Origin of the sequence: Streptomyces sp. NPDC090077 (assembly GCF_044747545.1) — a bacterium.
Classification (GTDB): Bacteria; Actinomycetota; Actinomycetes; order Streptomycetales; family Streptomycetaceae; genus Streptomyces.
Genome location: NZ_JBIVEG010000003.1, coordinates 327,800 through 353,576, shown reverse-complemented (window position 1 = coordinate 353,576; position 25,777 = coordinate 327,800). Strand labels below are relative to the sequence as shown.

The window sequence follows — 25,777 nt, the reverse complement described above, 5'->3', positions numbered from 1 at the left end:
AGGCGCTGCCCGGCCGACGCCCGGATCGGCCCGATCCGCCGGACGCCGCCCGGACGCCGCCGGCGGCTCCACCGCGCCCCGTCCGGCACCCCGGACTCCGTCAACCGGGCGTACCGCGCCCGGCGTTCCGGCGGTTCACCCGGGGACGCGTACGGGCCTGGCATTTCATCGGACCGGACGATGAGATGAAGGGGTCGCCATGCGGACGTGCCGGACGACGACGCTCACGCGGCAGGGGGTCGCCGCGGCGGCGCTCTGCCTCGCCCTGTGCGCCCCGGCGCCGGCCCGGGCGAGCGGGCCCGCGCCGGGCGGTGCCGGCGGGGACGTGCGGACCGCGGCCGAGGACGCCGGGGCGGAGCTGGTCGCCCGGCGGGCCGCCGCTGCCGCCGCGCTGCGGCCGGTGGTCGGGGCGGCCGGGCCCCCGGCCGCGGGGACCAGGCCCGTGGCCCGGCCGCCCGCCGCCGGGAGCGGGCGGCTGGAGTTCCGGCCCTGTCCCGCCGTCGAGCAGCTGCCCGATCCGGTGCGCTGCGCCACCCTGTGGGTTCCGCTCGACTACGCCCGGCCCGACGGCCCGCAGATCTCCCTCACCGTCAGCCGGGTCCCCGCCACCGGCCGCGGCGGCGCCGCCCGGCAGGGCGCGCTCGTGTTCAACCCCGGCGGGCCGGGCGCCTCCGGGATGGCCTTCCCGCTGCTCGCCGGCCGGCCCGCGTGGGCCCGTGTCGCCGCCGCCTACGACCTCGTCGGCTACGCCCCGCGCGGGGTCGGCCATTCCGCACCGCTGACCTGCCAGGACCCGGCCGAGCTGCCGCAGGGGCCGACGCAGGTTCCCGCCGCGCCCTCCGCCGCGTACAAGCGGGAGCGGCTGGCCGCCGCCCGGGCGTACGCCGAGGGGTGCGCACGGCACGCCGGCCCGGCGCTCGGGTCCTACACGACCCTGAACAACGCCCGCGACCTGGACGTGCTGCGGGCCGCCCTCGGCGAGCCGCGGCTGACCTTCATGGGGGCCTCGTACGGCACCTACCTGGGGGCCGTCTACGCCACCCGCCACCCCGGGCGCGTGCGCCGCATGGTCTTCGACTCTGCGGTCGACCCGGACCCGCGCGGCATCTGGTACGCCGCCAACCTCGCCCAGGCCCCGGCCTTCGAACGCCGCTGGGCCGACTTCCGCGCCTGGGCCGCCCGCCACCACGCGGTGTACGGGCTCGGCAGCACGGCGCGGGCCGTGCGGGAGAGCTACGAGAAGGTCCGCACGGCCGTGGCCCGCACCCCGGCGGGCGGCGTGGTCGGGACGGGCGAACTGCACGCGGCGTACCTCCAGACCGCGTACTACGACGACGTCTGGCCGGACCGGGCCGCGGCCCTGGCGGCGTACCTGCGCGGGGACCCGGAACCGCTCGTGCGGCAGGCGGCCCGCGACCCCGCGACGGCGGAACGGGCGGCCAACGCGACCGCCGTCTACACGGCGGTGCTGTGCAACGACGCCCCCTGGCCCGGCGACTGGCGGACCTGGGACCGCGACAACACCGAACTGGCCCGCCGGGCCCCCTTCGAGACCTGGGCCAACGCCTTCCTGAACCTGCCCTGCGCCTCCTGGCCGGTGTCCGGGCGGCAGTGGCCGGTGGACGTGGGGGCGCAGCCGGGCCGGCTGCCGGGGACGCTGATCGTCGCGGCGGAGCGGGACGGGGCGACGCCCCACGGGGGCGCGCTGGAACTCCAGGGGCGGCTCGGCGCCGGGGCCTCGCTGGTCACGGAGCGGCGGGCGGGCTCCCACGGGGTGGCCGGCGGACGCAACGCGTGCGTGGACCGGCATGTGGAGCGGTACTTGCTGACGGGGGCCACCCCGGGGTGGCGCGTCACGTGTGCGCCGCATCCGGAGCCCGCACCGGTGTCGCTGGACGACCGGGCAGCGGGCGCCTCCAGGGCGCTGCTGCCTCCGGCCGTCTGAACTTCCGGGCGGGATCTCCGGCTGCGTCGTTTCGGGGGCAGGGCCTCCCGATCCCCGGAGGCCACCCTGGTCACGGGTGTCCCTCCGGTCCTTCCCCCCAGGGGAGGTATCAGGCGAGCCCGGCCACCAGGTCGGCGACGGACTTGCGGCGCCCGGTGTAGAAGGGCACCTCCTCGCGCACGTGCATGCGGGCCTCGGAGGCGCGCAGGTGGCGCATGAGGTCGACGATGCGGTAGAGCTCGTCGGCCTCGAAGGCCAGCAGCCACTCGTAGTCGCCCAGCGAGAAGGAGGCGACGGTGTTGGCGCGCACGTCGGGGTAGCCGCGGGCCATCTTGCCGTGGTCGGCGAGCATGCGGCGGCGGTCCTCGTCGGGCAGCAGGTACCAGTCGTAGCTGCGCACGAAGGGGTAGACGCTGACGTAGTCGCGGGCGACCTCGTCGGCCAGGAAGGCCGGGATGTGCGACTTGTTGAACTCGGCCGGGCGGTGCAGGGCCATGTTCGACCACACCGGCTCCAGGGCACGGCCCAGCTTGGTGCGGCGGAACAGGTTGTAGGCGGTCTGCAGCTCGTCGGCGGTCTCGGCGTGCCACCAGATCATGATGTCCGCGTCGGCGCGCAGGCCGGAGACGTCGTAGGTGCCGCGGACGGTGATGTCCTTGGCTGCCAGCTGGTCGAACAGCTCCTGGACCTCGTCGGCGAAGCCGGCGCGGTCCTCGGGCAGGACGTCCTTCAGCTTGAAGACGGACCACAGGGTGTAGCGGATGACCTCGTTGAGGTCCTTCGCCTTCTTCCCCGCGTTGGGAATCTTCTCTGGTGCAGTCATGTGTCCATTGTCCCGTGTGCTGATCAGTGGTCTGTCCCAGGGGTGGCCAAAGCGGCGATCACCGCGTCGGCCGCCTTCCCGGCGCTCGCGATGCAGGCCGGGATGCCGACCCCGTCGTAGAGGGCCCCGCAGACCGCGAGGCCCGGCAGGACGGCCACGGCGGCCCGGATGCGCTCGACCCGGGCGAGGTGCCCGACCGGGTACTGGGGCAGTCCGCCGTCCCAGCGGGTGACGGTGGCGGCCACCGGCCGGGCGGCCAGGCCGACGGCCTCGCCGAGGTCGGCGAGGGAGACGTCGACCAGCTCGGAGTCCTCCCGCTTGAGGTCGCCCTCGTCGCCGTGGCGGCCGATGGAGGTGCGCAGCAGGAAGAGCTCGGGGTCGGCCCCGGACCAGGACCACTTGTTGCTGGAGAAGGTGGACGCCTTGATGGTGCGGCCGTCCACCGGCGGTACGAGGAACCCGCTGGCGCCGCCGTCGGCGATCGCGGCGGGCAGGTCGGAGCGCCGGAAGGCCATGGTGACCAGGGCCATGGAGGCGTACTCGGCCTCGCGCAGTCCGGCGGCGGCGGCCGGTGCGAGACCGGCGAGCAGGTCGGCGGCGGGTCCCGCGGGGGTGGCGAGGACCACGGCGTCGGCGTCGAGGACCTCCCCGCCGGTGGTGATCCGCCAGCCCGAGGGTGTACGGGCGATCCCGCGCACGGGGGTGCCGGTGAGGATCCGCGCCCCGGCGGCCCGGCAGGCGTCGGCGACGGCGAGCGGGAGGCGGCCGATGCCGCCGGCGATCCCGGCGAAGAAGGCTCCGGAGGCGGCCGCGCCGGTGACGGTGGTCCGCTCGGCGGCCGCGCGGGCCGCGGCGCCGCTCTGGAGGGAGCGGACGCTCTCGGTGAGCGTGGGGTGGGTGCGGACGGCCTGGAAGAGGGCGGGGACGGCGGCGCGCATCGAGATGCGGTAGGCGTCGCCCGCGTAGACCCCGCCGAGCAGCGGTTCGACGAGCCGGTCGACGACCTCGCGGCCCATGCGGGCGGCCACGTACGCGCCGACGGCGACGTCCTCGCCGACCTCGGTGGGCGGGAGCCCGGTGTCGTCGGCGACGCGGGCGAGGCCCTCGGCGGACAGGACGCCGGAGGCGGCGAGCGGGGCGGTGTCGCCGGGGACGCCCATGACGTGCCCCTTGGGCATGTCGCGCAGCGCGCCGCGGGTCCACAGCCGGGCGGTGGCGGTCGCCGGGGGCTGGAGCGCGTCGCCGAGGCCGACGGCGCGGGCCAGCTCCAGGGCCTCGGGGCGGCGGGCGAGCACGGATTCGGCGCCGAGGTCGACGGGGAGGCCCGCGAGCTCTCCGGCGTACAGCTTGCCGCCGAGGCGCGGGCCGGCCTCCAGGAGGGTGACGCGGACCCCGTCGGCGAGCAGCCGGTGGGCGGCCGCGAGGCCGGAGATGCCGCCGCCGATGACGACGGCGTGCCGCTGGGGCCCCGGCCGCCGCTCCGTACGTGTGTCCGCTTCGTGCATGAACACATCGTCTCAGACCGGGTGGTGAGGCCCGAACGTGACCGCATCGGGACCGGGTCGGGACCTGGCGGGCGAAACCCGCCGGGGCCCTGCGGACGTCGAAACGGGGACATCAGCCGATCCCCGGGGGTACTGACGATGCACACGCTCCACCGACACCGCGGCGCCGTGGCGCTGGCCGGCCTCTCGCTCGCGGGGGCCCTCGCGCTCACGGGCTGCTCGGCCGAGGACGGCGCGAAGGCCTCCTCGGACCGGGCGGCGGTCGCCGGGCCCCGGGAGGGCGCGCCCGCCCAGGGCAAGCCCGGGGCCGGGGCGGCCGCACCCTCGGCGGCGGCCCCGGACGCCAAGACCGGGACGCAGGCGCCGGTGCGCCCGCACGTCATCCGCACGGGGACGCTCGGCATCGAGACGGCCGAGCCGCAGAAGGCCCTCGCCGCGGCCCGTACGGCGGCCGAGGGCGCGGGCGGGTACGTCGGCAACGAGTCCACCGAGCGCGGCCGGGACGGCCGGCTGACCTCGACGCTGACGCTGCGGGTGCCGGGCGAGCGGTTCGACGCGGTGATCGGCGCGCTGGAGGGCAGCGGGAAGCTGCTGAACCGGAAGGTCGAGGCGCAGGACGTGACCGAGAAGGTCGCCGACGTCGACAGCCGGGTGAAGTCGCAGCAGGCCAGCGTGGCCCGGGTGCGGGAGATGATGGAGAAGGCCTCGGCGCTGAGCGACGTGGTGATGCTGGAGGGCGAGCTGAGCCGGCGCCAGTCCGACCTGGAGTCCCTGCTGGCCCAGCAGAACGCGCTGAAGGACCAGACGGCGATGGGCACGATCACGGTGTCCGTCTCGGAGCCGGCGGCCGTCCCGGAGGAGCGCAAGGAGGAGGAGCCGGGCCTCGGCGACGCGCTGGCCGGCGGCTGGAGCCTGTTCGTGACGCTGGTGCGCTACCTGGCCCTCGCGCTCGCGGCGGTGCTGCCCTTCGGGGTCGCCGCCGCCCTGCTGGTCCTCGGGTTCAAGGCCTACCGCAGGATCCGCCCGGCGAAGCCGAAGACGGGCCCGGCCCGCACCCTGGTGCCCCGGCAGGCGCCCGCCCCGCAGCCCGGGCGGTCCGACGCCCCTGGAGCGGATCTCCAGGACTGACGCCGGGTCCGCCCGTAGCGTGTCCCCGTAGGCGCAGGCTGCGGCACGGAGGCGGGGCGGACGATGGCGGTGGAACGACTGGTGGTGGTCGGCGGCGACGCGGCGGGGATGTCCGCCGCGTCGCAGGCGCGGCGGCTGAAGGGCCCGGCGGAGCTGGAGATCGTCGCGTTCGAGCGCGGGCACTTCACCTCGTACTCCGCGTGCGGGATCCCGTACTGGGTCGGCGGTCAGGTCGGCGGGCGGGACGAGCTGATCGCCCGGACCCCCGAGGAGCACCGTGCCCGGGGCATCGACCTGCGCACGCGCACGGAGGTCGTGGAGCTCGACGTGGCGGGCCGCCGGGTCCGCTCCCGGGACCTGGACAGCGGCGCCGAGTCCTGGACGGGCTACGACAAGCTGGTCCTGGCGACCGGCGCCCGCCCGGTCCGGCCGAAGCTGCCGGGGATCGGCGCGCACGGGGTGCACGGGGTCCAGTCCCTGGACGACGGCCAGCGCCTGGTGGACGACCTGGAGCGGACGCCGGGCCGCCGGGCGGTCGTGGCCGGCGCGGGCTACATCGGCGTGGAGATGGCCGAGGCCCTGGTGAACCGGGGCTTCGAGGTGACCGTCCTGCACCGGGGCCCGCAGCCCATGTCCACCCTGGACCCGGACATGGGCGGCCTGGTGCACGCGGCGATGAACGCCATGGGCATCGTGACGGTCGCCGACGCCGACGTGGCGAAGATCCTCACCGACGAGGAGGGCCGGGCCCGCGCGGTGGCCACGGCGGACGGGCGGGAGTTCCCGGCGGACGTGGTCGTGCTCGGCATCGGCGTGGAGCCGCGCACGGCGCTCGCCCGTGCCGCGGGGCTGCCGCTCGGCGAGTCGGGGGGCCTGCTGACGGACCTGTCGATGCGGGTCCGGGGCCACGAGGACGTCTGGGCCGGCGGTGACTGCGTGGAGGTCCTGGACCTGGTGGCGGGCCGGACCCGGCACATCCCGCTGGGCACGCACGCCAACAAGCACGGCCAGGTGATCGGCTCGAACGCGGGCGGCGGCTACGCGACGTTCCCCGGGGTGGTGGGCACGGCGGTCAGCAAGGTCTGCGACCTGGAGATCGCCCGCACGGGGCTGCGCGAGAAGGACGCCCGGGAGGCGGGCCTGCGGTTCGTGACGGCCTCCATCCGCTCGACGAACACGGCGGGCTACTACCCGGGCGCGCAGGAGATGACCGTCAAGATGCTGGCGGAGCGGCGCACGGGCCGGCTGCTCGGCGTGCAGATCGTCGGCGGTGCGGGGGCCGCGAAGCGGGTGGACGTCGCGGCGGTCGCCCTGACGGCCGGGATGACGGTGGAGCAGGTGGTCTCCCTGGACCTGGGCTACGCCCCGCCGTTCTCTCCCGTGTGGGACCCGGTACTGGTCGCGGCCCGCAAGGCCGTCACCGCCGTGCGTTCCGCGGGGGTCTGACGGGCCGCTGCGCGGAGCCGCTCCCTTCCGGCCCCGCCGGCGTTCGAGGCGCGGGTCCGGGCAGAGCCCGGGAAACGGAGAGGGGGCGGGGCGGGGAACAGCGCCGCAGGCACCGCCCCCGCCCCGCCCCCCTACGGCTAGCGCTGCGTCCGGGTGTGGACGTAGTCCACCAGGCGGGTCAGGGCGTCCGGGTCCGTCGTCGGGAGGACGCCGTGGCCGAGGTTGAAGACGTGGCCCTCCAGGCCGGCCGCGGCCGCCAGGACCTCGTCCGTCTTGGCCTGGACGGCCTCCGGGGTGGAGAAGAGGACGGCCGGGTCCAGGTTGCCCTGGAGCGCCTTGCCGGGGCCGACGCGGCGGACGGCCTCGTCCAGCGAGACCCGGTAGTCGACGCCCATGACGTCCGCGCCGGCCTCGCCCATCAGGCCGAGCAGCTCGCCGGTGCCCACGCCGAAGTGGATGCGCGGGACGCCGTAGGAGGCGACGGACTCCAGGACCTTCGCGGAGGCCGGCATGACCGAGCGGCGGTAGTCCGCCGGGGCCAGGGCGCCGACCCAGGAGTCGAAGAGCTGGATCGCGGAGGCGCCGGCCTCGATCTGGACCTTCAGGAAGGCGGAGGTGATCTCGGCGAGGCGGTCGAGCAGGTCGGCCCACAGCTCCGGGTCCCCGTACATCAGGGCCTTGGTGTGCTCGTGGTTCTTGGACGGGCCGCCCTCGACGAGGTAGCTCGCGAGGGTGAAGGGCGCGCCGGCGAAGCCGATCAACGGCGTGCCGCCCAGTTCACCCGTGAGCATGCCGATCGCCTCGGTGACGTAGGGGACGTCCTCCGGGGTGAGGTCGCGCAGCTGTGCGAGGTCCTCGCGGCGGCGGATCGGCTGGGCGACGACCGGGCCGATGCCCGGCTTGATGTCCAGGTCGACGCCGATGGCCTTCAGCGGGACCACGATGTCGGAGAAGAAGATCGCCGCGTCCACGTCGTGCCGCCGCACGGGCTGCATCGTGATCTCGGTGACCAGGTCGGGGCGCATGCAGGACTCCAGCATGGCCGTGCCCTCGCGCACCTTGCGGTACTCGGGGAGTGAGCGGCCCGCCTGCCTCATGAACCACACCGGAGTGTGCGGTACCGGCTCCCGCCGGCACGCCTTCAGGAAGGCGGAATCGTACGTCTGGCTCGGCGGGCCCTGGGGGCGATCGTTGGCGCTCACGACCCAAATCTTCGCACGTATGAAGAAGTGCCCGGCCCGGCGCGGGTGTCCCTGCGCCGTACGGGCGCTCGTTCCGCCTAGTCTTCCCGGCATGGCTGCGGCTCAGGGACGATTTTCAGATGGCGCCGAGGGTACGGACAGCGCGAAGGAGAGTTCGGTCCCGCTCCCGTTCCGGCGGGCGGTCGACGGACTGCGCAAGGCGCGGCTGCGGCCCGGGATCGAGGTGGAGCCGACGAAGCCGCCCCAGCGGCTGGCGCCGTACGCCTACGCGCTGGAGGCGGCGGTCGTCGAGGGGGAGGACGACCTGGCGGACGGCCGGCTGATCCTGCTCCACGATCCGGCCGGGCACGACGCCTGGCAGGGCACCTTCCGGATGGTGACGCTGGTACGGGCGGAGCTGGAGCCGGAGATGGCGGCGGACCCGCTGCTGGCCGAGGTGTGCTGGTCGTGGCTGACGGGGGCGCTGGAGGCGCGCGGGCTCTCGTACGGGGAGCCGAGCGGCACGGTGACGATGGCGGCCTCGCACTACTTCGGCGGGCTCGCGGAGCGGCGTCCGGCGACCCAGATCGAGATCAGGGCCTCGTGGACGCCGCGCGAGGGGGTGGGCGGGGTGCCGGACACGACCGGGCACCTGGCGGCCTGGTGCGAGCTGCTGTGCCAGATCGCGGGGCTGCCTCCGGTGGGGCCGACGGACAACGCCACGGGCGTGGTGTCCCTGCCACAGCGGCGCGGTCCGCACCACCCGTAGCCGGGCGGCCGGAGGGGGCCGTGCGGACCCGTACGGCCCCCTCCGGCTTCCCCGCGTCCACCCGTGACGACCGCTCGTTGTCATAACGGTGCGTCAGAACGTCGTGCACCGGGCGGCCTTCTGATCATCCCTTGATCGATCGTGCGTCCGAATTGCCCGAATTGTTACTCACCAAATCGTGATCATTCCCTAAAGCCGGGTGGGTGACGTGCCGAAGGAGTCAGTGACCATCCGCACGGTGCGAACCGGCTTCCTTCCCCGAGCCGGCCCGTCCCGCCACTCCCCCAGGAGGCCTAGGTGTCCGTTCTTCTCGAGCAGCCCGCAAGCCTGGTCGCCTACCGCCCGAACAAGCCGACGGCCATGGTCGTCGTGGCCGACCCGCGCGTCCGTTCCACGGTGACCCGCCATCTGTGGGCCCTCGGAGTCCGCGACGTGATCGAGGCGTCGTCCATCGCGGAGGCCCGCCCCCGCGTCGGCAGCCCGCGCGACATCTGCGTGGCCGACGTACACCTGCCCGACGGCTCCGGTCTCACCCTGCTCTCCGAGACCCGTGCCGCGGGCTGGCCGAACGGCCTGGCCCTGTCCGCCGCCGATGACATCGGTGCCGTGCGCAACGCCCTCGCGGGCGGGGTGAAGGGCTACGTCGTCACGGGTACGCGGACCAACATCGGGCTCCCCACCCGGCCCGGCGCCGCCCCCATCGGTGCCGCCGCCGCCCGTATGCACCGCCGCCCCCCGGGTGCCCCGAGCCACCCGGGCGGCTACCGAGAGCTCTCCGGCCGCGAGGTCGAGGTCCTGCGCCTCGTCGCGGAGGGCCAGTCCAACAAGGCCATCGGCGTCTCGATGGGCCTGTCCGCCCTGACCGTCAAGTCCCACCTCGCCCGGATCGCCCGCAAGCTGGGCACCGGCGACCGGGCCGGGATGGTCGCCGTCGCCCTGCGGACGGGGATCATCCACTGATCCGTCCCGAGGCTCCCGGGCGAACTGCCGGGAGACCCCGGGAACCGGCCGCCGTTCTCCCCTTCGCGCCCGTCGACGGAACGTTCCGGCGACGGGCGCGTCACATACACGGATACCCTTTACCGGTGACCGACGCCCAAGAGACCGCAGCACACCTGCGCACCACCACCGGGGGCGGCCCCCCGGACGCCGAGGTTCCGTCCGATGGGCAGCCGACGCCGATCCCCTTGCTGGAGCCCCGTGAGGGCATTCCCCCGGTCGTCGCCGACGCCGACGCCCTCGCCCGGGTCGTCGCGGCCTTCGCCGCCGGCACCGGGCCCGTGGCCGTCGACGCCGAGCGCGCCTCCGGCTACCGGTACGGCCAGCGCGCCTACCTCGTACAGCTGCGCCGGGAGGGCGCGGGCTCCGCGCTCGTCGACCCGGTCGGCTGCCCGGACCTGTCCGCGCTGGGCGAGGCCCTCTCCGGGACCGAATGGATCCTGCACGCCGCCACCCAGGACCTGCCGTGCCTGCGGGAAATAGGCATGGTGCCCACCTCGCTCTTCGACACCGAGCTGGCCGGCCGCCTGGCGGGCTTCCCCCGGGTCGGACTCGGCGCGATGGTCGAGAGCGTCCTCGGCTACGCGCTGGAGAAGGGGCACTCCGCCGTCGACTGGTCCACCCGGCCGCTCCCCGAGCCCTGGCTGCGCTACGCCGCCCTCGACGTGGAGCTGCTCGTGGACCTCAGGGACGCCCTGGAGAAGGAACTGGACCGGCAGGGCAAGCTGGAGTGGGCCCGCCAGGAGTTCGACGCCATCGCCTCGGCCCCGCCCGCCCCGCCCCGCAAGGACCCGTGGCGCCGCACCTCCGGCATGCACAAGGTGCGCCGCCGCCGGCAGATGGCGGTCGTCCGGGAGCTGTGGGAGTCCCGCGACCGCATCGCGCAGCGCCGGGACGTCTCCCCCGGCAAGGTGCTGGGTGACGCCGCGATCGTGGAGGCGGCCCTCGCCCTCCCCGCGAACGTGCACGCCCTGTCCTCCCTGCCCGGCTACGGGCAGCGGATGGGCCGGCGCCAGCTGGACCAGTGGATGGCCGCCGTCGACCGGGCGAAGGCCCTGCCCGAGAACGAGCTGCCGCAGCCCGGCGCCTCCCCCTCCGGCCCGCCCCCGCCGCGCTCCTGGGCGGACAAGGACCCGGTCGCAGCGGCCCGGCTCTCGGCGGCCCGTGCGGCCGTCTCCGCGCTGGCCGAGCGGCTGAACCTGCCGCAGGAGAACCTGATCACCCCGGACACCGTGCGCCGGCTGTGCTGGGAGCCGCCCAAGCGGCTCGACCCGGACACCGTGGCGCAGGCCCTGGCCGCCCACGGCGCCCGTCCCTGGCAGATCGAGCAGGTGACCCCGGTGCTGGTCACGGCCCTGGCCGCGACCGCCTGAGCCCGACCCGACGAAAGCCCCCGGCCCCCGGCCGGGGGCTTTCGCGCTGCCGGTGCGCGCCGCGCGGGAGTGTGACCTTCGCCGCTCCTCGGGGAGGGGGTGTGCACATTGGTTACCCGCAAGTAGCATGGGCCGGGTGAGCGGGCGCTCAGCCACACCGGCCGGGCCGCCCCCGCGCAGCAGCGCCATCCCGTACCTGGAGGAGAGCCAACGTGCCTCGTACCGTCAGGGACGTCGTCTTCGTCGACGGCGTCCGCACCCCGTTCGGCAAGGCGGGCCCGAAGGGCATCTACCACGAGACCCGCGCCGACGACCTCGTCGTGAAGGCGATCCGGGAGCTGCTGCGCCGCAACCCGGACCTGGACCCCAAGAAGATCGACGAGGTCGCCATCGCCGCGACCACGCAGATCGGCGACCAGGGCCTGACGCTGGGCCGCACGGCCGGCATCCTCGCGGGCCTCCCGCAGTCCGTTCCGGGCTACTCGATCGACCGCATGTGCGCCGGCGCGCTGACCGCCGTGACCGCCGTCGCGGGCGGTGTGGCCTTCGGTGCGTACGACGTCGCCCTCGCCGGCGGTGTCGAGCACATGGGCCGCCACCCCATGGGCGAGGGCGTGGACCCGAACCCGCGCTTCGTCTCCGAGAAGCTGGTCGACGAGTCCGCCCTGTTCATGGGCATGACCGCCGAGAACCTGCACGACCGGTACCCGACGATCACCAAGCTCCGCGCCGACCAGTACGCCGTGCGCTCGCAGGAGAAGGCCGCCAAGGCGTACGCCGACGGCAAGATCCAGCAGGACCTGGTCCCGATCTCGGTCCGCAACACCAACGAGGCCGCGGGCGAGACGGGCTGGGGCCTGGTCACCACCGACGAGCCGATGCGCCCGGGCACCACGCTGGAGAACCTGGCCGGCCTGAAGACCCCGTTCCGTACGCACGGCCGGGTCACCGCGGGCAACGCCGCCGGTCTCAACGACGGTGCCACCGCCGCGATCATCGCGTCCGAGGACTTCGCCCGCGAGAACAACCTCCCGGTCAAGATGCGCCTCGTCTCGTACTCCTTCGCGGGTGTCGAGCCGGAGGTCATGGGCTACGGCCCGATCCCGGCGACCGAGAAGGCCCTGGCCCAGGCCGGCCTGACGATCGACGACATAGGCCTCTTCGAGGTCAACGAGGCCTTCGCGGTCCAGGTCCTCGCCTTCCTGGAGCACTACGGCATCGCCGACGACGACGCCCGGGTGAACCAGTACGGCGGCGCCATCGCCTTCGGCCACCCGCTCGCCTCCTCCGGCGTCCGCCTGATGACGCAGCTGGCCCGCCAGTTCGAGGAGCAGCCGCACGTCCGCTACGGCCTGACCACCATGTGCGTCGGCTTCGGCATGGGCGCCACGGTCATCTGGGAGAACCCGCACTTCACCGCCGAGGGAGACGCCAAGTGAGCACCACCGCTGAGCTCCTGAAGGGCGCGGCCGAGCTGTTCCCGGACGAGGTCGTCACGTCCGCGCACGTCCGTCACCTGGACCTGCCGTTCGGCGCCGGGCGCTTCGCGCTCATCACGCTGGACAACGGCTTCGACCACACCAAGCCGACCACCTTCGGCCCGCAGTCCCTCGCCAACCTGAACGCGGCGATCGACCAGGTCGAGCAGGAGGCCGCGGCCGGCTCCATCGTCGGCGCGGGCATCACCGGCAAGCCGTTCATCTTCGCCGTCGGCGCCGACCTCAAGGGCGTCGAGCTGCTGAAGAAGCACGACGAGGCGCTCGCCATCGGCAAGGGCGGCCACGACGTCTTCAAGCGCCTGTCCGCGCTGGCCGTCCCGACCTTCGCGTACTACAACGGTGCGGCGATGGGCGGCGGTGTCGAGGTCGGTCTGCACTGCTCCTACCGCACCGTCTCCAAGGCCATCCCGGCCTTCTCGCTGCCCGAGGTCTTCCTCGGCCTGGTTCCGGGCTGGGGCGGCTGCGCCATCCTCCCGAACCTGATCGGCGCGGAGCGCGCGGTCTCGGTCATCATCGAGAACTCGCTGAACCAGAACCGCCAGCTCAAGGGCAAGCAGGTCTTCGAGCTCGGCATCGCCGACGCGATCTTCGAGGGCGCGGACTTCCTGGAGCAGTCGCTCCTGTGGACCGCGAACGTCCTGAACGGCACCACCGAGGTCGTCCGTGCGGAGATCGACCGCGGCGAGGCCTGGGACGCGGCCGTCGCCAAGGGCCGCTTCATCGCGGACTCCAAGGTGCACGGCGCCGCTCCGGCCGCCTACCGCGCGCTGGACATCATCGCCGCGGCCAAGGACGGCGACCTCCAGGCCGGCTTCGACGCCGAGGACCAGGCCCTGGCCGACCTCATCATGGGCGGCGAGCTGCGCTCGGGCATCTACGCCTTCAACCTGGTGCAGAAGCGCGGCAAGCGCCCGGCCGGTGCCCCGGACAAGTCCCTGGCCCGTCCGGTCACCAAGGTCGGCGTCGTCGGCGCGGGCCTGATGGCCTCGCAGCTGGCGCTGCTGTTCCTGCGCCGCCTGGAGGTGCCGGTGGTCCTCACCGACATCGACCAGGAGCGCGTGGACAAGGGCGTGGGCTACGTCCACGCCGAGATCCAGAAGCTGCTCGGCAAGGGCCGCATCAACCAGGACAAGGCCAACCGCCTGACCGCCCTGGTGACCGGCGTCCTGGACAAGGCCGAGGGCTTCGCGGACGCGGACTTCATCATCGAGGCCGTGTTCGAGGAGATGTCCGTCAAGCAGAAGGTGTTCGCGGAGGTCGAGGCGGTCGCCCCGGCGCACGCGATCCTCGCCACCAACACCTCCTCGCTGTCGGTGTCGGAGATGGCCTCGAAGCTCAAGCACCCCGAGCGCGTGGTCGGCTTCCACTTCTTCAACCCGGTCGCGATCCTCCCGCTGCTGGAGATCGTCCGCGGTGAGCTGACCGACGACGCCTCGCTGGCCACGGCCTTCGGCGTCGCCAAGAAGCTGAAGAAGACCGCGGTCCTCACCAAGGACGCCCCGGCGTTCGTCGTGAACCGCATCCTGACCCGCTTCATGGGCGAGATCCAGAACGTCATCGACGAGGGCACCCCGGTGGCCACGGCGGAGAAGGCCATCGAGCCGCTCGGCCTGCCGATGTCCCCGCTGGTGCTGCTGGAGCTCGTGGGCCCGGCGATCGGCCTGCACGTCTCCGAGACCCTGAACCGCTCCTTCCCGGAGCGCTTCACCGTCTCCCCGAACCTCGCGGCGGTCGTCAAGGCCGGCAAGCGCGGCTTCTACGTCTACAACGCGGAGAACGGCTTCAAGCCGGAGCTGGACCCCGAGGTCGCCGCCCTCCTGGTGCAGGGCGACTCCGTCCTGACGGAGGAGCAGGTCCGCGACCGCGTCCTGGACGCGGTGGCGCAGGAGATCGGCCTGATGCTGGAGGAGGGTGTCGTGGCCGAGGCCCAGGACATCGACCTCTGCCTCATCACCGGTGCGGGCTGGCCCTTCCACCTGGGCGGCATCACCCCGTACCTGGACCGTGAGGGCGTCTCGGAGCGGGTGAACGGCAAGAAGTTCCTCGCCCCGGGTGTCGCCAGCGTCCCGGCGTAACACCGCGAGCAAGAACGAAGGGCCCGTCCGCACTCCGTGCGGGCGGGCCCTTCCGCGTACGCCCCCTACCTGCGGCCGAGCCGGCCGGTCCTGACCAGGCGCTGGGCGGCCGGCGAGTCCGGGTTGATGCTGAGCGCCCGCTGCCCCGCCCTCAGCCGCAGGTCGTCGCCGCGCTTGCCCAGCTTGGCGGCCGTCTCCGCGATCCGCAGCCACACCATGGCCCGCCCGGTGTCGGCGGAGATGACGGCGGCCCGCTCGACGAGCTGCCGGGCCCGGTCGGTCTCCTTGCGGCGGACGTGGGCCTGGGCCATGCCGAGGAGCAGGTCGAGGTTCTCCTGTTCGGCGAGCAGGCGCGCGCCGACCTCCAGGACGCCGTGGTCGTCCTTGGCCTCGACGAGCGAGGCGAACCCGCTCATCGAGACGTCGGTGACGGGCACCTCGTCCGGCTCGCGCCGTTCCCCCGTGCTGCGCAGGGTCCAGCCCAGGCCGCGCCGCCACTTCCAGGTGCGCGGGCCGGGGAGCTCCAGGCGGGTGCGGGTGCGCTCGTTGAAGTGCATGGACAGCTCGGGGCGCTCCTCCCACCGGTCGACGGCCGCGGCGGTGTACGCCTCGGCCACCGGGCGCAGGAAGGCGAACCGCTTGGGCTGCATGCAGTAGCCGACGGCCTGGACGTACGGGGTGACCTCGGTCCGGACGTGTTCGGCGTCCAGGATCCGGTCGGCCGGGGCCGCCTCGGGGTCCTCCAGGTCGGGGACCAGGGCGTGGGTGAGGGTGGCGGGGATGCGGTTGCTGTTAGCGTACGGCCGCATGCGGCGGACGACCTCCAGCGCGCCGATCTGGGCGACGGGGATCCCGTACAGGGCGCGGGCGGTGAACAGGCCGGTGGAGAAGCAGCCGATCACCCGGCCGGGTGCCAGGTACGCGAAGACGGTCTCGGCGAGCACCGGGACGTCCAGCACGAGGAAGGGGACGCCCGCCTCGCGGGCCGCCCCGGCGAGGGCGTCGGAGAGGCTGGAGGGGGCGCTGGGGTGCGGTTTGAAGACGACGGAGGTGTGGCCGAGGCGCACCGCGTGCTCGAACATGCGCCGGTGCAGGTCCTCTTCCTCCTCCTCGGTGAGGATGCCGAGGGGGGAGAGGTACTGGCCGAGGAGGAGTGCGGTCTGCGGGCCGCGCTCGGCGAGCTGCCGCGGGATCACCCGGTCGAGGATCGGACGGCACTCCTCGGTGAGCTCCGCCATCAGTTCGAGGACGGCGCCGGTGTGCACGGGCTGCGAGGGGATCCCGTGCTCGGTGAGGAGCATGGGCAGCAGGCCGGGGACGAGGTCGAGGTAGAGGACCTGGCCGATCCGGCCGTGGACGGGCCGGGGCAGGTCGTTGCGGGTGGGGCCGTAGCTCATGACCCCGTCCGCGTACACGGCGAGGGTGGCGTCGGAGAAGATGGCGCAGAGCGTCTGGGCGGGCTTGACCTGGATCGACTCGACGACGAGTTCCAGGGGGCCGGGCCGGATGCCCATCTTCTCCCCCATGACGGTGCGCCAGAGGGGGGCGTCCTCGTCGCGGGGGGCCCACACCGAGGGGTGGAAGGGGTAGATGAGGTCGTTCCAGTAGACGACCCGGTGGAAGCGCGCGAGGACGGCGGCGGCGCCGGGCATGCGGTGCAGCGGGGTGGCGACTTCGGGGACGTCGACGTTGTTGCAGACGAGCAGGATGCGCTCGCGGTCGTCCCCGCCGAGCTGTCCGGCGTCGAGGGCGGCCGCCACGGTCATGGCGCCGTAGAGGGTGGAGGCGGCGAATATCCGGGTCATCGGGCGGCGGCGCCCTGGTGCTGGGACATGAGCTCCCTGAGCTTGGTCACGCGTGCGGAGTCCATTCCCGCCAGGGTTCCTTCGAGGACGTCCTGGGGGAGGTCGAAGAGGATCTGCGCGCTGCGCTCGCGCAGCAGTTCCCGGGTGAGTTCCTCGTACTGCTCCTCGCGGCCCAGGTGGATGACGACGAGGGCGCACAGGGTCCGCATGGCCTTGAACGACAGTTCATATCCGCGCGGGTGGTGGGAGAGCTCGTCGAAAATCATCCGGAAGGCGGGGAGGAAGTCCAGCTGCCGTTCGTCGGGAACCTTGGTGAGGGAAGTCGAGACGTCGCGGCGGTAGAAGACGCCGTGCAGGTCGACCACCCCGAAGGAACGCATCCGGAGGTGCAGCTTGTAGAACCAGGGGCGGTCCTCGGCGGTGCGCAGGCTCTCGTCGAAGAACAGCGCGTCGGCCTCGCGCAGGCGCTCGCGGTCGTAGATGCCAGCCCAGGACTGCGGGTAGTCCATGAAGGTGGAGGCGTCGACGGGGCCGATGTATTCGGCGGGGTCCAGCGGGAGGGCCCGCGGCGCGAGCGGCGCCATGACGATCTTCCGTTTCCTGCCGTACACCCGGACGTGGCCGGTGCGCAGGAAATCCACGCCGGACTGGCTCATCCAGCCGACCAGTTGCGCGAGATATCCGGGGGCGTACCAGTCGTCGCCGTCGAGGAACGTGAAGAAGCGGCCGCGGGCGGCGGCGAGGCCGATGTTGCGGGTGGCCGATATTCCCAGATTGCGCTCGTTGCGGATGAGTACGGCTCCGGGAATGCCCGGCACCATCTCCCGCAGGATCTCCGACGTGCCGTCGACGGAGCAGTCGTCCACGACGATGAACTCGAAATCCTCCCTGGCATTCAACGCCAGCGACTTGAGCGCCGTCCGGCAGAAGTCCCTGACGTCACACATCGCGACGATTACCGAAAGGGTCACCACCGGAAGCACTCACCTTCTCCCCATTCACCGACACACCATGATGACAGAACCGCCCGGCGGGCCCGTAGCAGGCTTCGGGTGTGACGTACAACTCCCCTGACGGTCGAGGCCTATTCGTGACACATAAGGATCAGGTGAGCATGTAAGGTCTAACGGGCCGCGCGGCGAGCCCCTCCGTGCCCAGCCCCAGCCGCACTCCCGCCGAGGACAGTTGGGCTTCGCCGACCGACCGGGAAACCACCAGTGCGCATCCACGTGCTCGCAGACTCCGACACCCGCTGGAAATGGGGTGCGGGGCTGGCGGTGGGCCTGGCGCCGGGCAGCGAGGTCCACGCGCACATGCTCCGCGGCCGGAGCACGCCGACCGCACGGCAGTTGGCGGAGGTCGGCATCACCCCCGCCTCCATCACCGAGGCCACCCTCGCCGAGTTCGCGACGTCACCCGGGCTCGACGGAGCGGATCTGATCATCCTCGGCACGGTCGGCGGCTCCACCCACGCGGCCCTGCACGCACTGGCCCACCGCTTCGCGGGCGCCCCGCACCGGCCGATCCTGATGACCGGCTACGTCGGCGTCGTCTACGAGAAGATGGCGGACGGCCTGCTGCTGCGCGCCGGCGCCGACATCGTGCTCGCCAACAGCCCTTTCGACCGGCGGCGTTTCACCGAGGTCTACGAACCCCTGGGAATCCCCCGGTCCTGCATAGTCCAGACCGCCCTCCCCTTCCTGGACCACCGGCCCTACGACCCGAATCGCACCCACGCCACCCACCCGTATACGGTGTGCTTCGCCGTCCAGCCCTCGGTACCCGCCGACCGGAACGGCCGCCTCTATCTGCTGCGCCGCGCGATATCCCACGCACGGCTGCGCCCGGGGCGCGACGTCCTCGTCAAACTCCGCAGCAAGCCCGGTGAGGCGACCACCCATGTGGAAGCGCACCACTATCAGGTGCTCGCGAACCAGATGGAAGAGCCGCTGCCGCCCAACCTGCATTTCGTCTACGGAAACATGTCACAAACCCTCGACCGCACCGACCTGCTCGTCACCGTGAGTTCCACGGCCGCGCTCGAATCGATGCACCGGGGAATGCCGACCGCCATCCTGAGCGATCTCGGTGTACGCGAGGTCCACGGGAACCACTATTTCGTCGATTCCGGCTGCGTCACCGACTGGACCGCGATAGACGAGGGTGCGGCCCCACTCGCACACGAATCCTGGATGGTCGACCAGGGCATCCGGTCGACCGAACCCTTCGGGGAACTCCGGGCCCGAATCCTAGAATTGCGCAGCCGCCCGCTGCCGCCCGTCTCCCCCTATTACACGGCGGACAGCGCGCCCGAATACGTCGGCACGCTGCTGCGCCGCCGGGGGCTGAATCCCGACGGCTCCCCCGGGCCGGGAGCGACGGCCCGCTCCAGCGGCCCGATGCGGCGCACCTCCCGCCGGGTACTGAAGATCGCCTACCAGTTCGGGGTCCAGCGCGTGGCCCCGAAGATCCAGCAGTGGGGCGGCGTGTGACCGCCCTCCTCGTCCCGGCACCCCAGGGGGAAGCCTCGTGAACGTCACCGCCGTCATACCCGCCCGGGGCGGCTCCAAGGGCATCCCCGGCAAGAACACCGCCGAGGTCGGCGGGGTCCCGCTCGTCGCCCGCGCGGTCCTGGCCTGCCGGGGCGCCGCGCACGTGACCCGGGTCGTGGTCTCCACCGACGACGCGGCGATCGCCGGCGCCGCCCGCGCCGCGGGCGCGGAGGTCGTCGACCGCCCGGCGGAGCTGGGCTCCGACCGGGCGTCGAGCGAGTCCGCGCTGCTGCACGCGCTGGACGTGCTGGAGGAACGTCACGGCGAGCCCGTGGACGTCCTCGTCTTCGTCCAGTGCACCAGCCCCTTCACCACCCCGGAGGAGGTCGAGGAGACCGTCCTGGCCGTGGTCCGCGACGGCGCCGACTCCGCGTTCACCGCCGTGCCCTTCCACGGCTTCCTCTGGGGCACCGGGCCCGCCGGCACGGAGGCCGGCCACCACGCACACGGGGTCAACCACGACAGCTCCGTACGCCTGCGCCGCCAGGACCGCACCCCCGAGTACCTGGAGTCGGGCGCCGTCTACGCGATGCGCGCCGACGGCTTCCGCCGGCACGGCCACCGCTTCTTCGGCCGGACCCAGCTCGTCCGCACGGCCCCCGAGCGGGCCATCGAGATCGACGAGCCCGGCGACCTCGACCGGGCCCGCGCCCTGGCTCCCCTCCTGGACCGCCAGCAGACCCCGGCCGCGGCCGCGCCGTCGCCGGACCCCTCGCAACACCCCTCGCAGTACCCCGGAAAGGAACTCTGAACAGTGGTGCACAGCAGCCGAATCCGCCGGATCGGGAACCGGGAGGTCGGCCCCGGCCGGCCCACCTATGTGATCGGTGAGATCGGGATCAACCACAACGGTGAGCTCGCCAACGCCCTGGCGCTGATCGACGCGGCCGCCGACGCGGGCTGTGACGCCGTCAAGTTCCAGAAGCGCACCCCCGAGATATGCACCCCGCGCGACCAGTGGGACATCGAGCGGGACACCCCGTGGGGGCGGATGACGTACATCGACTACCGCCACCGCGTGGAGTTCGGCGAGGACGAGTACCGGGCCATCGGCGAGCACTGCGCCGGGCGCGGCATCGACTGGTTCGCCTCCCCGTGGGACACCGAGGCCGTGACCTTCCTGGAGAAGTTCGGCGTGCCCGCCCACAAGGTGGCCTCCGCCTCGCTGACCGACGACGAGCTGCTGCTCGCCCTGCGCGCCACCGGCAAGACGGTCATCCTGTCGACCGGGATGTCCACCCCGCAGCAGATCCGGCACGCCGTCGAGGTGCTGGGCAGCGCGAACGTCGTCCTGCTGCACGCCACCTCGACGTACCCGGCGAAGGCCGAGGAGCTCAACCTGCGCGTGATCAACACGCTCCAGGAGGAGTACCCGAACGTCCCCGTCGGCTACTCCGGCCACGAGACGGGCCTGCAGACCACCGTGGCCGCCGTCGCCCTCGGCGCGTGCGCCGTGGAGCGGCACATCACCCTGGACCGCGCCATGTGGGGCTCCGACCAGGCCGCCTCCGTCGAGCCCGGCGGCCTGGCCCGCCTGGTCCGCGACATCCGCACCATCGAGACCGCCCTCGGCGACGGCGTCAAGCGCGTCTACGCCTCCGAACTCGGCCCCATGAAGAAGCTCCGCCGGGTCCAGGGCACCCTCCCCGCCGAGGACGTGACGGCCTCGGCATGAGCGACACCCTCGCCCTGGTGGAGAGCCCGGCTCAACTACTGAACGTGCTGGAGTGGGCGTACGTCCACCCGGGCGAGGCAGCGTCCCTCACCATCGCCGTCCTCCAGCCGGTGGACCCGCGTTCGCGCGCCCAGGTCCGCCGGCTGTGCCGGTTCGCGTCCCAGTCCAAGGTGGTCTGGCGGCGCTACGAGGTCCGCGCGGGCTACCTGGGGCGGGCCGGGGAGCTGGTCCGCCTCGGCCGCGCGGTCGCGGCCGCCCGGCGGCTGGTGATCGGGGACCTGTTCTCCCGTACGATCCAGCTCCTGCTGCCCCGCTCCAAGGCCCGCGAGGTGGTCGTCGTCGACGACGGCACCGCCACCACCGAGCTGGTCAGCCTGCTGACGTACGGCGGACAGCTGACCCGCTGGCACCAGGGCGAGCTCAAGCCCTCCGCCAAGGGCGGCCCGGTCAACCGCTGGCTGGCCCGGGCGGAGCTGGAACGCGCCGTCTTCTTCACCTGCATGCCGGTGGCCGCACCGCCCGGCACCGAGGTGCGGCCCAACGACTACGCCTGGAGCCGGGCCACGTTCGGTCCGGTGCAGGTGCGGTCCGGGACCGGGGCCGATCTGGCGGGCAGCTCCCTGGTGGAGACCGGGGTGGTCGACGAGGACCGGTACATCGACGCGGTGGGCTGGATCGCCCGCCACCGGGCGGCCGGCCGCTACTTCGCGCACCGCAGGGAGAGCGGGCCGAAGCTGGAGCGGATCGCCGGGCTGACCGGCATGGAGATCGTGCAGCCCGAGCTGCCGCTGGAACTGACCGCGCTCACCGAGCCCATCGGGCGGTCCCTGCTGACCTTCGCCTCCACCATCGCCTACACCCTGCCCATCGTGCTGGGCGGCTCGCCCGTGCGGGTGGAGCTGTGCGACATCGACGACGCCTGGATCACCCCGGACACCGCCGAGCGGTCGGTGGAGTTCCTGCGGCGGATATCGGCGCTGGCGGTGGACCGGCACAACCTGACGCGGATCCCGCCGCAGGGGCGCCGGCGTCCCGAGCCCTCAGAGGCGCTGCCAGCGGCCCATTGACAGGCCCGAGCCGTCCTTCTGCCGGCTGACCAGCAGTTCGCCCCGGGCGCTGACGCAGGCGATGACGAGCAGGCCCCGGGCGTCGACGGCGAGCGCCGGGGAACCGGGGCACTCCTCGCCTATCTCGGTCCACCAGAGGCCCGCCGCCTCGTGCTCCGTCGGGTAGGCGGCGAGGGCGGTGCGCCCGTTCGCGCCCCGGTGGGCCAGCACCGTGCAGTCGTAGCCGTCGACGACCGCGCGGACGGCCGCGACCGCGCCGACCGCGGGTCCGCCGCCGAGCGCCAGCACCCCGGCGCCGTCGCGGTGGGCGAACACCCCGCTCCCGTCGGCCGCGTGCCAGAAGTGGGTGACGCGGCCCGGGGACGTCTCCAGCGTGCGCACCGAGCCGTCCCGGGCGAGGTACGGGAGGTCCTCGGCCCGCTCCACCGGACCGCCGGGCGTGCGCTGGGTCCAGCGCGAGAGCCCCTTCTCGCCGGGGGCGGCCAGCCAGACGCGGCCGTCGGCGGTGGAGTCGGCGCCGATGCCCTCGAAGGCCTTGCTGCCCCGCAGGTCCTCCCAGGGCTGCCAGCCGCCCTTGCCGTCCTGGCGCCGGACGTGGACGCCGCGGCCGGCGTTGCGGACGAAGAGGTGGGGCGCGCCCTGGGCGTCCACGGCCACGGCGGGCGGGCCGCCGCGGTGGGACGTCTCCGGCCGCTGGTAGAGGGTGCCGAGGGATTCCCAGGGGCCCAGCGGGCGGCCGCTCTGGTACTGCACCGCGTGGTGGTACGTGACGGTCCCGGCGTCCGCCGTCCCGGTGCGGCGCCGGCCCGCGAAGTGGGCGTACCCGTCGGGACCCTGACCTACCGCCAGGTCGGTCAGCCCCTCGGCGGGCAGGAGGTCGGGGCCGGTCCAGCCGGGGCCGCCGGGGGTGCTCTCGGTCCAGCGGAGCAGACCGCCGCCGCCGTACGCGTAGGCGGTGAGCCGGCCGTCCTTGCCGGTGAGGAGCCAACGGCCGGTCAGGGGGCCCGCCGCCGCGGTGTGCCGGGCGCCCGCGGGGTCCCCGGAGGCTCCGGAGGGCTGCCCGGGGGATCCGTTCGCACCGCGTCGGGATCGCCTCGCCATGGAACCGCAGCAACCCTTCCGCTTCGCCGTTCGAACAGATTCAGGATACCCCGGGGCTCCCGGGCGGCCCCCTGCGTCTATGTTGTAGCCCGCGAGATCCTCCCGAGATCCCCGACGGATCTCCCCCCACCCGTTCGGAAGGACCGGTTCCCGGGCATGACTTCAGACTCCGCCGCCACCACGAAGCCACCCCGTTCGCGCGCCTCCCGGATCCGGCGGGGGCTCGCCTGGACGGCGGCCGTGGTGGTCCTCGGCGCGGCGGGTTCCGGCTGGTGGGTCTACGGTCACCTCAGCGGGAACATCGACAGCGTGGACCTGGACCGGGCCATCGGCGCGGACAACCGGCCGCCGAAGGTGGTCGAGAACGCGCAGAACGTGCTGGTGCTCGGCTCCGACTCCCGGGCCGGGGCCAACGGCGAGCTCGATCACGGCGACGTCAGCGGGGCCCGCTCCGACACGGCGATGCTGGTGCACATACCCGAGGGCCGGGCCAGGGCCACCGCGGTGAGCATTCCGCGCGACACCCTGATCACCCGGCCCGAGTGCAAGGACCGGGACGGCGGGACCGTCCCGGGGGCCGGCCGGGTCATGTTCAACTCGGTCTACTCGCTGGCCGGTCCGGCCTGCGTGGTCAAGACGGTGGAGCAGCTGTCCGGGATCCGCGTGGACCACTTCGTCGAGGTGGACTTCGCCGGCTTCAAGGGGCTGGTCGATGCCCTCGGCGGGGTCACCGTCACCCTCGACCGGCCGATGACGGGCGCGAAGGGCGGCCTCAAACTGGACGCGGGGACGCACCGCCTCGACGGCACCGCCTCGCTGAAGTTCGTACGGACCCGCTACGGCTACGGGGACGGCAGCGACCTCGGACGCATAGGGCTCCAGCAGCAGTTCCTGCTGGCCATGCTGTCCGAGATCAAGAAGCAGGACGCCCTCGGCAACCCGGCGCGGCTCTACCGGCTCGCGGACGCCGGCACCAAGTCGCTGACCACCGACTCCGATCTGGCCTCGCTCACCGCGCTGTCCGACTTCGCGCGGAGCATGCAGGGCGTGGACCCGTCCACCATGGAGACCATCATGCTGCCGGTGGCGTACGACAAGGTGGACCCGAACCGGGTCGTGGTCGCCGAGGAGAAGGCCTCCCAGCTGTGGGAGGCCCTGCGCAACGACCGGAAGGTGCCCGCCTCGGCGAAGGACTCCCCCGCCAAGGGCGGCGGCGGCCCGGGCGCCAAGTCCCCCGCGCCCGGGCCGTCACCGTCCTCCTGACTCCTAGTACTTCGCGTCCTGGCCGAGCTGCGCGAGACGGCTCTTGCGCTTGCCGTACAGGAAGTAGACGACGATGCCGATCGCCATCCAGACCCCGAAGCGCAGCCAGGTCTCGGCCGGCAGGTTGAGCATCAGCCAGAGCGAGGCCGCCATCGACAGGATCGGTACCACCGGCACCCACGGGGTGCGGAAGGACCGGTGCAGGTCGGGCCGGGTCTTGCGCAGGATGATCACGCCGAGCGCCACGATGACGAAGGCGAACAGGGTGCCGATGTTGACCAGTTCCGCGAGCTTCGCGAGGCTGGTGAACCCCGCGATGATCGCGATGATCCCGCCGAGGAGCAGCGTGGCCCGGTACGGGGTGCGGTACTTGGGGTGGGTGACGGAGAAGACGCGCGGCAGCAGTCCGTCACGGCTCATCGCGAAGAACACCCGGGTCTGGCCCAGCAGCAGGATCATGCTGACCGTGATCAGGCCGACGGCCGCCCCGAGGCTGATGGCACCGGAGAAGAACGGCTGGTTCACGGACTTGAAGGCTTCGGCGAGCGGCGCGGTCGGCGACATCTCCGCGTAGTACTGCATGCCGGTGACCACGATGGTCACGGCGACGTAGAGCAGTGTGCAGATCAGCAGCGAGCCGAGGATGCCGCGCGGCATGTCCCGTTGCGGGTTCTTGGTCTCCTCGGCCGCGGTGGCCACGACGTCGAAGCCGATGAAGGCGAAGAAGACCAGGGAGGCCGCCGTGAAGATGCCCATGACGCCGAAGTTGGTGGGCTCGTACCCGAACAGCAGCTGGACCAGTGGTGCCGTCCAGCCGCTGCCGCCCTCCTGCGGCTGCGCCGGGGGGATGAACGGCGAGTAGTTGTCGGCCTTGATGAAGAACAGGCCCGCGACGATGACGAGCAGCACCACGAAGACCTTGATGGCCACGACGACCGCGGTGATCCGGGCCGACAGCTTCGTGCCGACGACGAGGACCGCGGTCAGGACCAGGACCAGCAGGAAGGCCATCAGGTCGAAGGTGCCGCCCGCATCCGGTCCGGACAGCGCGACGGGCAGGTCCCAGCCGAGGTTCGTGTGCATGAGGTGGCGTACGTACCCGGACCAGCCGACCGCGACCACGGCAGTGCCGAGGGCGAATTCGAGCACCAGGTCCCAGCCGATGATCCAGGCGGGCAGCTCGCCGATCGAGGCGTACGCGAAGGTGTACGCCGATCCGGCCACCGGGACGGTGGACGCGAACTCGGCGTAGCAGAGGGCCGCGAGGGCGCAGACGACGCCCGACACCACGAAGGAGAGCGCGGTGGCGGGGCCGGCGTTGTTGCGGGCCGCGATGCCCGTGAGGACGAAGATGCCGGTACCGATGATGACGCCGACACCGAAGACCGTCAGGTCCCAGGCGGAGAGAGATTTGCGGAGCGCGTGCTCCGGCTCCTCCGTGTCACGGATGGACTGTTCCACCGTCTTGGTGCGGAACGGGCTGTTCGGATCCGTGCTCACCGACGCACCTCCCAAGAAGTACGCGAACGGGCCGGGAGGCCCACCCTTCAAGGGTGATCTCCCGGCCCGTG

General features: G+C 73.0%; 19 protein-coding genes and 1 pseudogene. 13 read left to right on the top strand and 7 right to left on the bottom strand.

Annotated features, from left to right (window positions below; genetic code table 11):
* The first annotated feature begins 199 nt into the window (after window positions 1-199).
* Complete coding sequence (locus ACIPW5_RS08455; protein ID WP_401242100.1) at window positions 200-1,945, top strand: alpha/beta fold hydrolase; 1,746 nt, start codon at window positions 200-202, stop codon at window positions 1,943-1,945.
* A 109-nt stretch (window positions 1,946-2,054) separates the two neighbouring features.
* On the opposite strand, the gene hemQ is transcribed toward ACIPW5_RS08455, so the two are convergent.
* Together hemQ and hemG are read right to left on the bottom strand one after the other, a co-directional pair.
* Window positions 2,055-2,768 (bottom strand): hydrogen peroxide-dependent heme synthase, encoded by a 714-nt coding sequence (hemQ, locus tag ACIPW5_RS08450; protein ID WP_030651599.1) that lies wholly within the window; start codon window positions 2,766-2,768, stop codon window positions 2,055-2,057.
* Between the two features lie 23 nt (window positions 2,769-2,791).
* Window positions 2,792-4,273, bottom strand: coding sequence for a protoporphyrinogen oxidase (hemG, locus tag ACIPW5_RS08445; protein WP_401242098.1), 1,482 nt, complete (start codon window positions 4,271-4,273; stop codon window positions 2,792-2,794).
* Window positions 4,274-4,411: 138 nt separating this feature from the next.
* Here hemG and ACIPW5_RS08440 point away from each other — a divergent pair, with 138 nt between their 5' ends.
* Together ACIPW5_RS08440 and ACIPW5_RS08435 are read left to right on the top strand one after the other, a co-directional pair.
* Window positions 4,412-5,401: a DUF4349 domain-containing protein gene (locus tag ACIPW5_RS08440; RefSeq protein ID WP_401242095.1), complete on the top strand. Its 990-nt coding sequence runs from the start codon at window positions 4,412-4,414 to the stop codon at window positions 5,399-5,401.
* 63 nt (window positions 5,402-5,464) lie between these two features.
* On the top strand, window positions 5,465-6,847 hold the full coding sequence (locus ACIPW5_RS08435; protein WP_401242093.1) for an FAD-dependent oxidoreductase: 1,383 nt from the start codon (window positions 5,465-5,467) through the stop codon (window positions 6,845-6,847).
* A 137-nt stretch (window positions 6,848-6,984) separates the two neighbouring features.
* Here the strand turns inward: ACIPW5_RS08435 and hemE are convergent, their stop codons facing one another.
* Window positions 6,985-8,049, bottom strand: a complete 1,065-nt coding sequence (gene hemE / locus ACIPW5_RS08430) for a uroporphyrinogen decarboxylase (protein ID WP_401242090.1) — start codon at window positions 8,047-8,049, stop codon at window positions 6,985-6,987.
* 91 nt (window positions 8,050-8,140) lie between these two features.
* Here hemE and ACIPW5_RS08425 point away from each other — a divergent pair, with 91 nt between their 5' ends.
* The 5 genes from ACIPW5_RS08425 (at window position 8,141) to ACIPW5_RS08405 (ending at window position 14,743) form a co-directional block, all read left to right on the top strand.
* Window positions 8,141-8,797 carry a DUF3000 domain-containing protein gene (locus tag ACIPW5_RS08425; RefSeq protein WP_401242087.1) on the top strand — a complete coding sequence of 219 codons (657 nt, stop codon included), beginning with the start codon at window positions 8,141-8,143 and terminating at the stop codon, window positions 8,795-8,797.
* A gap of 297 nt (window positions 8,798-9,094) precedes the next feature.
* On the top strand, window positions 9,095-9,757 hold the full coding sequence (locus tag ACIPW5_RS08420) for a response regulator transcription factor (RefSeq protein ID WP_007267191.1): 663 nt from the start codon (window positions 9,095-9,097) through the stop codon (window positions 9,755-9,757).
* A 125-nt stretch (window positions 9,758-9,882) separates the two neighbouring features.
* Entirely contained in the window at window positions 9,883-11,169 is a 1,287-nt protein-coding gene (locus ACIPW5_RS08415; RefSeq protein WP_401242084.1) for an HRDC domain-containing protein, read from the top strand.
* A gap of 212 nt (window positions 11,170-11,381) precedes the next feature.
* Window positions 11,382-12,608: a thiolase family protein gene (locus ACIPW5_RS08410; protein ID WP_401242082.1), complete on the top strand. Its 1,227-nt coding sequence runs from the start codon at window positions 11,382-11,384 to the stop codon at window positions 12,606-12,608.
* The gene (locus ACIPW5_RS08405) at window positions 12,605-14,743 is read left to right on the top strand and encodes a 3-hydroxyacyl-CoA dehydrogenase NAD-binding domain-containing protein (RefSeq protein ID WP_401242079.1); all 2,139 of its coding nucleotides are present in this window, start codon (window positions 12,605-12,607) and stop codon (window positions 14,741-14,743) included. The genes ACIPW5_RS08410 and ACIPW5_RS08405 overlap by 4 nt, the downstream gene beginning before the upstream one ends.
* A 65-nt stretch (window positions 14,744-14,808) precedes the next feature.
* On the opposite strand, the gene ACIPW5_RS08400 is transcribed toward ACIPW5_RS08405, so the two are convergent.
* On the bottom strand, window positions 14,809-16,548 hold the full coding sequence (locus ACIPW5_RS08400) for a polysialyltransferase family glycosyltransferase (protein WP_401242077.1): 1,740 nt from the start codon (window positions 16,546-16,548) through the stop codon (window positions 14,809-14,811).
* On the bottom strand, window positions 16,545-17,519 hold the full coding sequence (locus tag ACIPW5_RS08395) for a glycosyltransferase family 2 protein (protein ID WP_401242074.1): 975 nt from the start codon (window positions 17,517-17,519) through the stop codon (window positions 16,545-16,547). The genes ACIPW5_RS08400 and ACIPW5_RS08395 overlap by 4 nt, the downstream gene beginning before the upstream one ends.
* A 246-nt stretch (window positions 17,520-17,765) precedes the next feature.
* Between ACIPW5_RS08395 and ACIPW5_RS08390 the strand changes: the two genes are divergently transcribed.
* The 4 genes and pseudogenes from ACIPW5_RS08390 (at window position 17,766) to ACIPW5_RS08375 (ending at window position 21,842) form a co-directional block, all read left to right on the top strand.
* On the top strand, window positions 17,766-19,040 hold the full coding sequence (locus tag ACIPW5_RS08390) for a DUF6716 putative glycosyltransferase (RefSeq protein ID WP_401242071.1): 1,275 nt from the start codon (window positions 17,766-17,768) through the stop codon (window positions 19,038-19,040).
* 37 nt (window positions 19,041-19,077) lie between these two features.
* Window positions 19,078-19,806, top strand: a pseudogene (locus ACIPW5_RS08385) (cytidylyltransferase domain-containing protein); the annotation flags it as partial.
* A 51-nt stretch (window positions 19,807-19,857) separates the two neighbouring features.
* Entirely contained in the window at window positions 19,858-20,775 is a 918-nt protein-coding gene (locus ACIPW5_RS08380; protein WP_401242068.1) for an N-acetylneuraminate synthase family protein, read from the top strand.
* A complete protein-coding gene (locus ACIPW5_RS08375) occupies window positions 20,772-21,842 on the top strand; it encodes a hypothetical protein (RefSeq protein WP_401242065.1) in 1,071 nt (356 codons plus the stop codon). The genes ACIPW5_RS08380 and ACIPW5_RS08375 overlap by 4 nt, the downstream gene beginning before the upstream one ends.
* Here ACIPW5_RS08375 and ACIPW5_RS08370 read toward each other — a convergent pair.
* A complete protein-coding gene (locus ACIPW5_RS08370; protein WP_401242062.1) occupies window positions 21,816-22,943 on the bottom strand; it encodes a hypothetical protein in 1,128 nt (375 codons plus the stop codon). The genes ACIPW5_RS08375 and ACIPW5_RS08370 overlap by 27 nt on opposite strands.
* A 156-nt stretch (window positions 22,944-23,099) precedes the next feature.
* Between ACIPW5_RS08370 and ACIPW5_RS08365 the strand changes: the two genes are divergently transcribed.
* Complete coding sequence (locus ACIPW5_RS08365; RefSeq protein ID WP_401242060.1) at window positions 23,100-24,206, top strand: LCP family protein; 1,107 nt, start codon at window positions 23,100-23,102, stop codon at window positions 24,204-24,206.
* A 3-nt stretch (window positions 24,207-24,209) separates the two neighbouring features.
* Here ACIPW5_RS08365 and ACIPW5_RS08360 read toward each other — a convergent pair whose 3' ends face one another.
* Window positions 24,210-25,706, bottom strand: a complete 1,497-nt coding sequence (locus ACIPW5_RS08360; RefSeq protein ID WP_401242058.1) for an amino acid permease — start codon at window positions 25,704-25,706, stop codon at window positions 24,210-24,212.
* Window positions 25,707-25,777 lie beyond the last annotated feature (71 nt).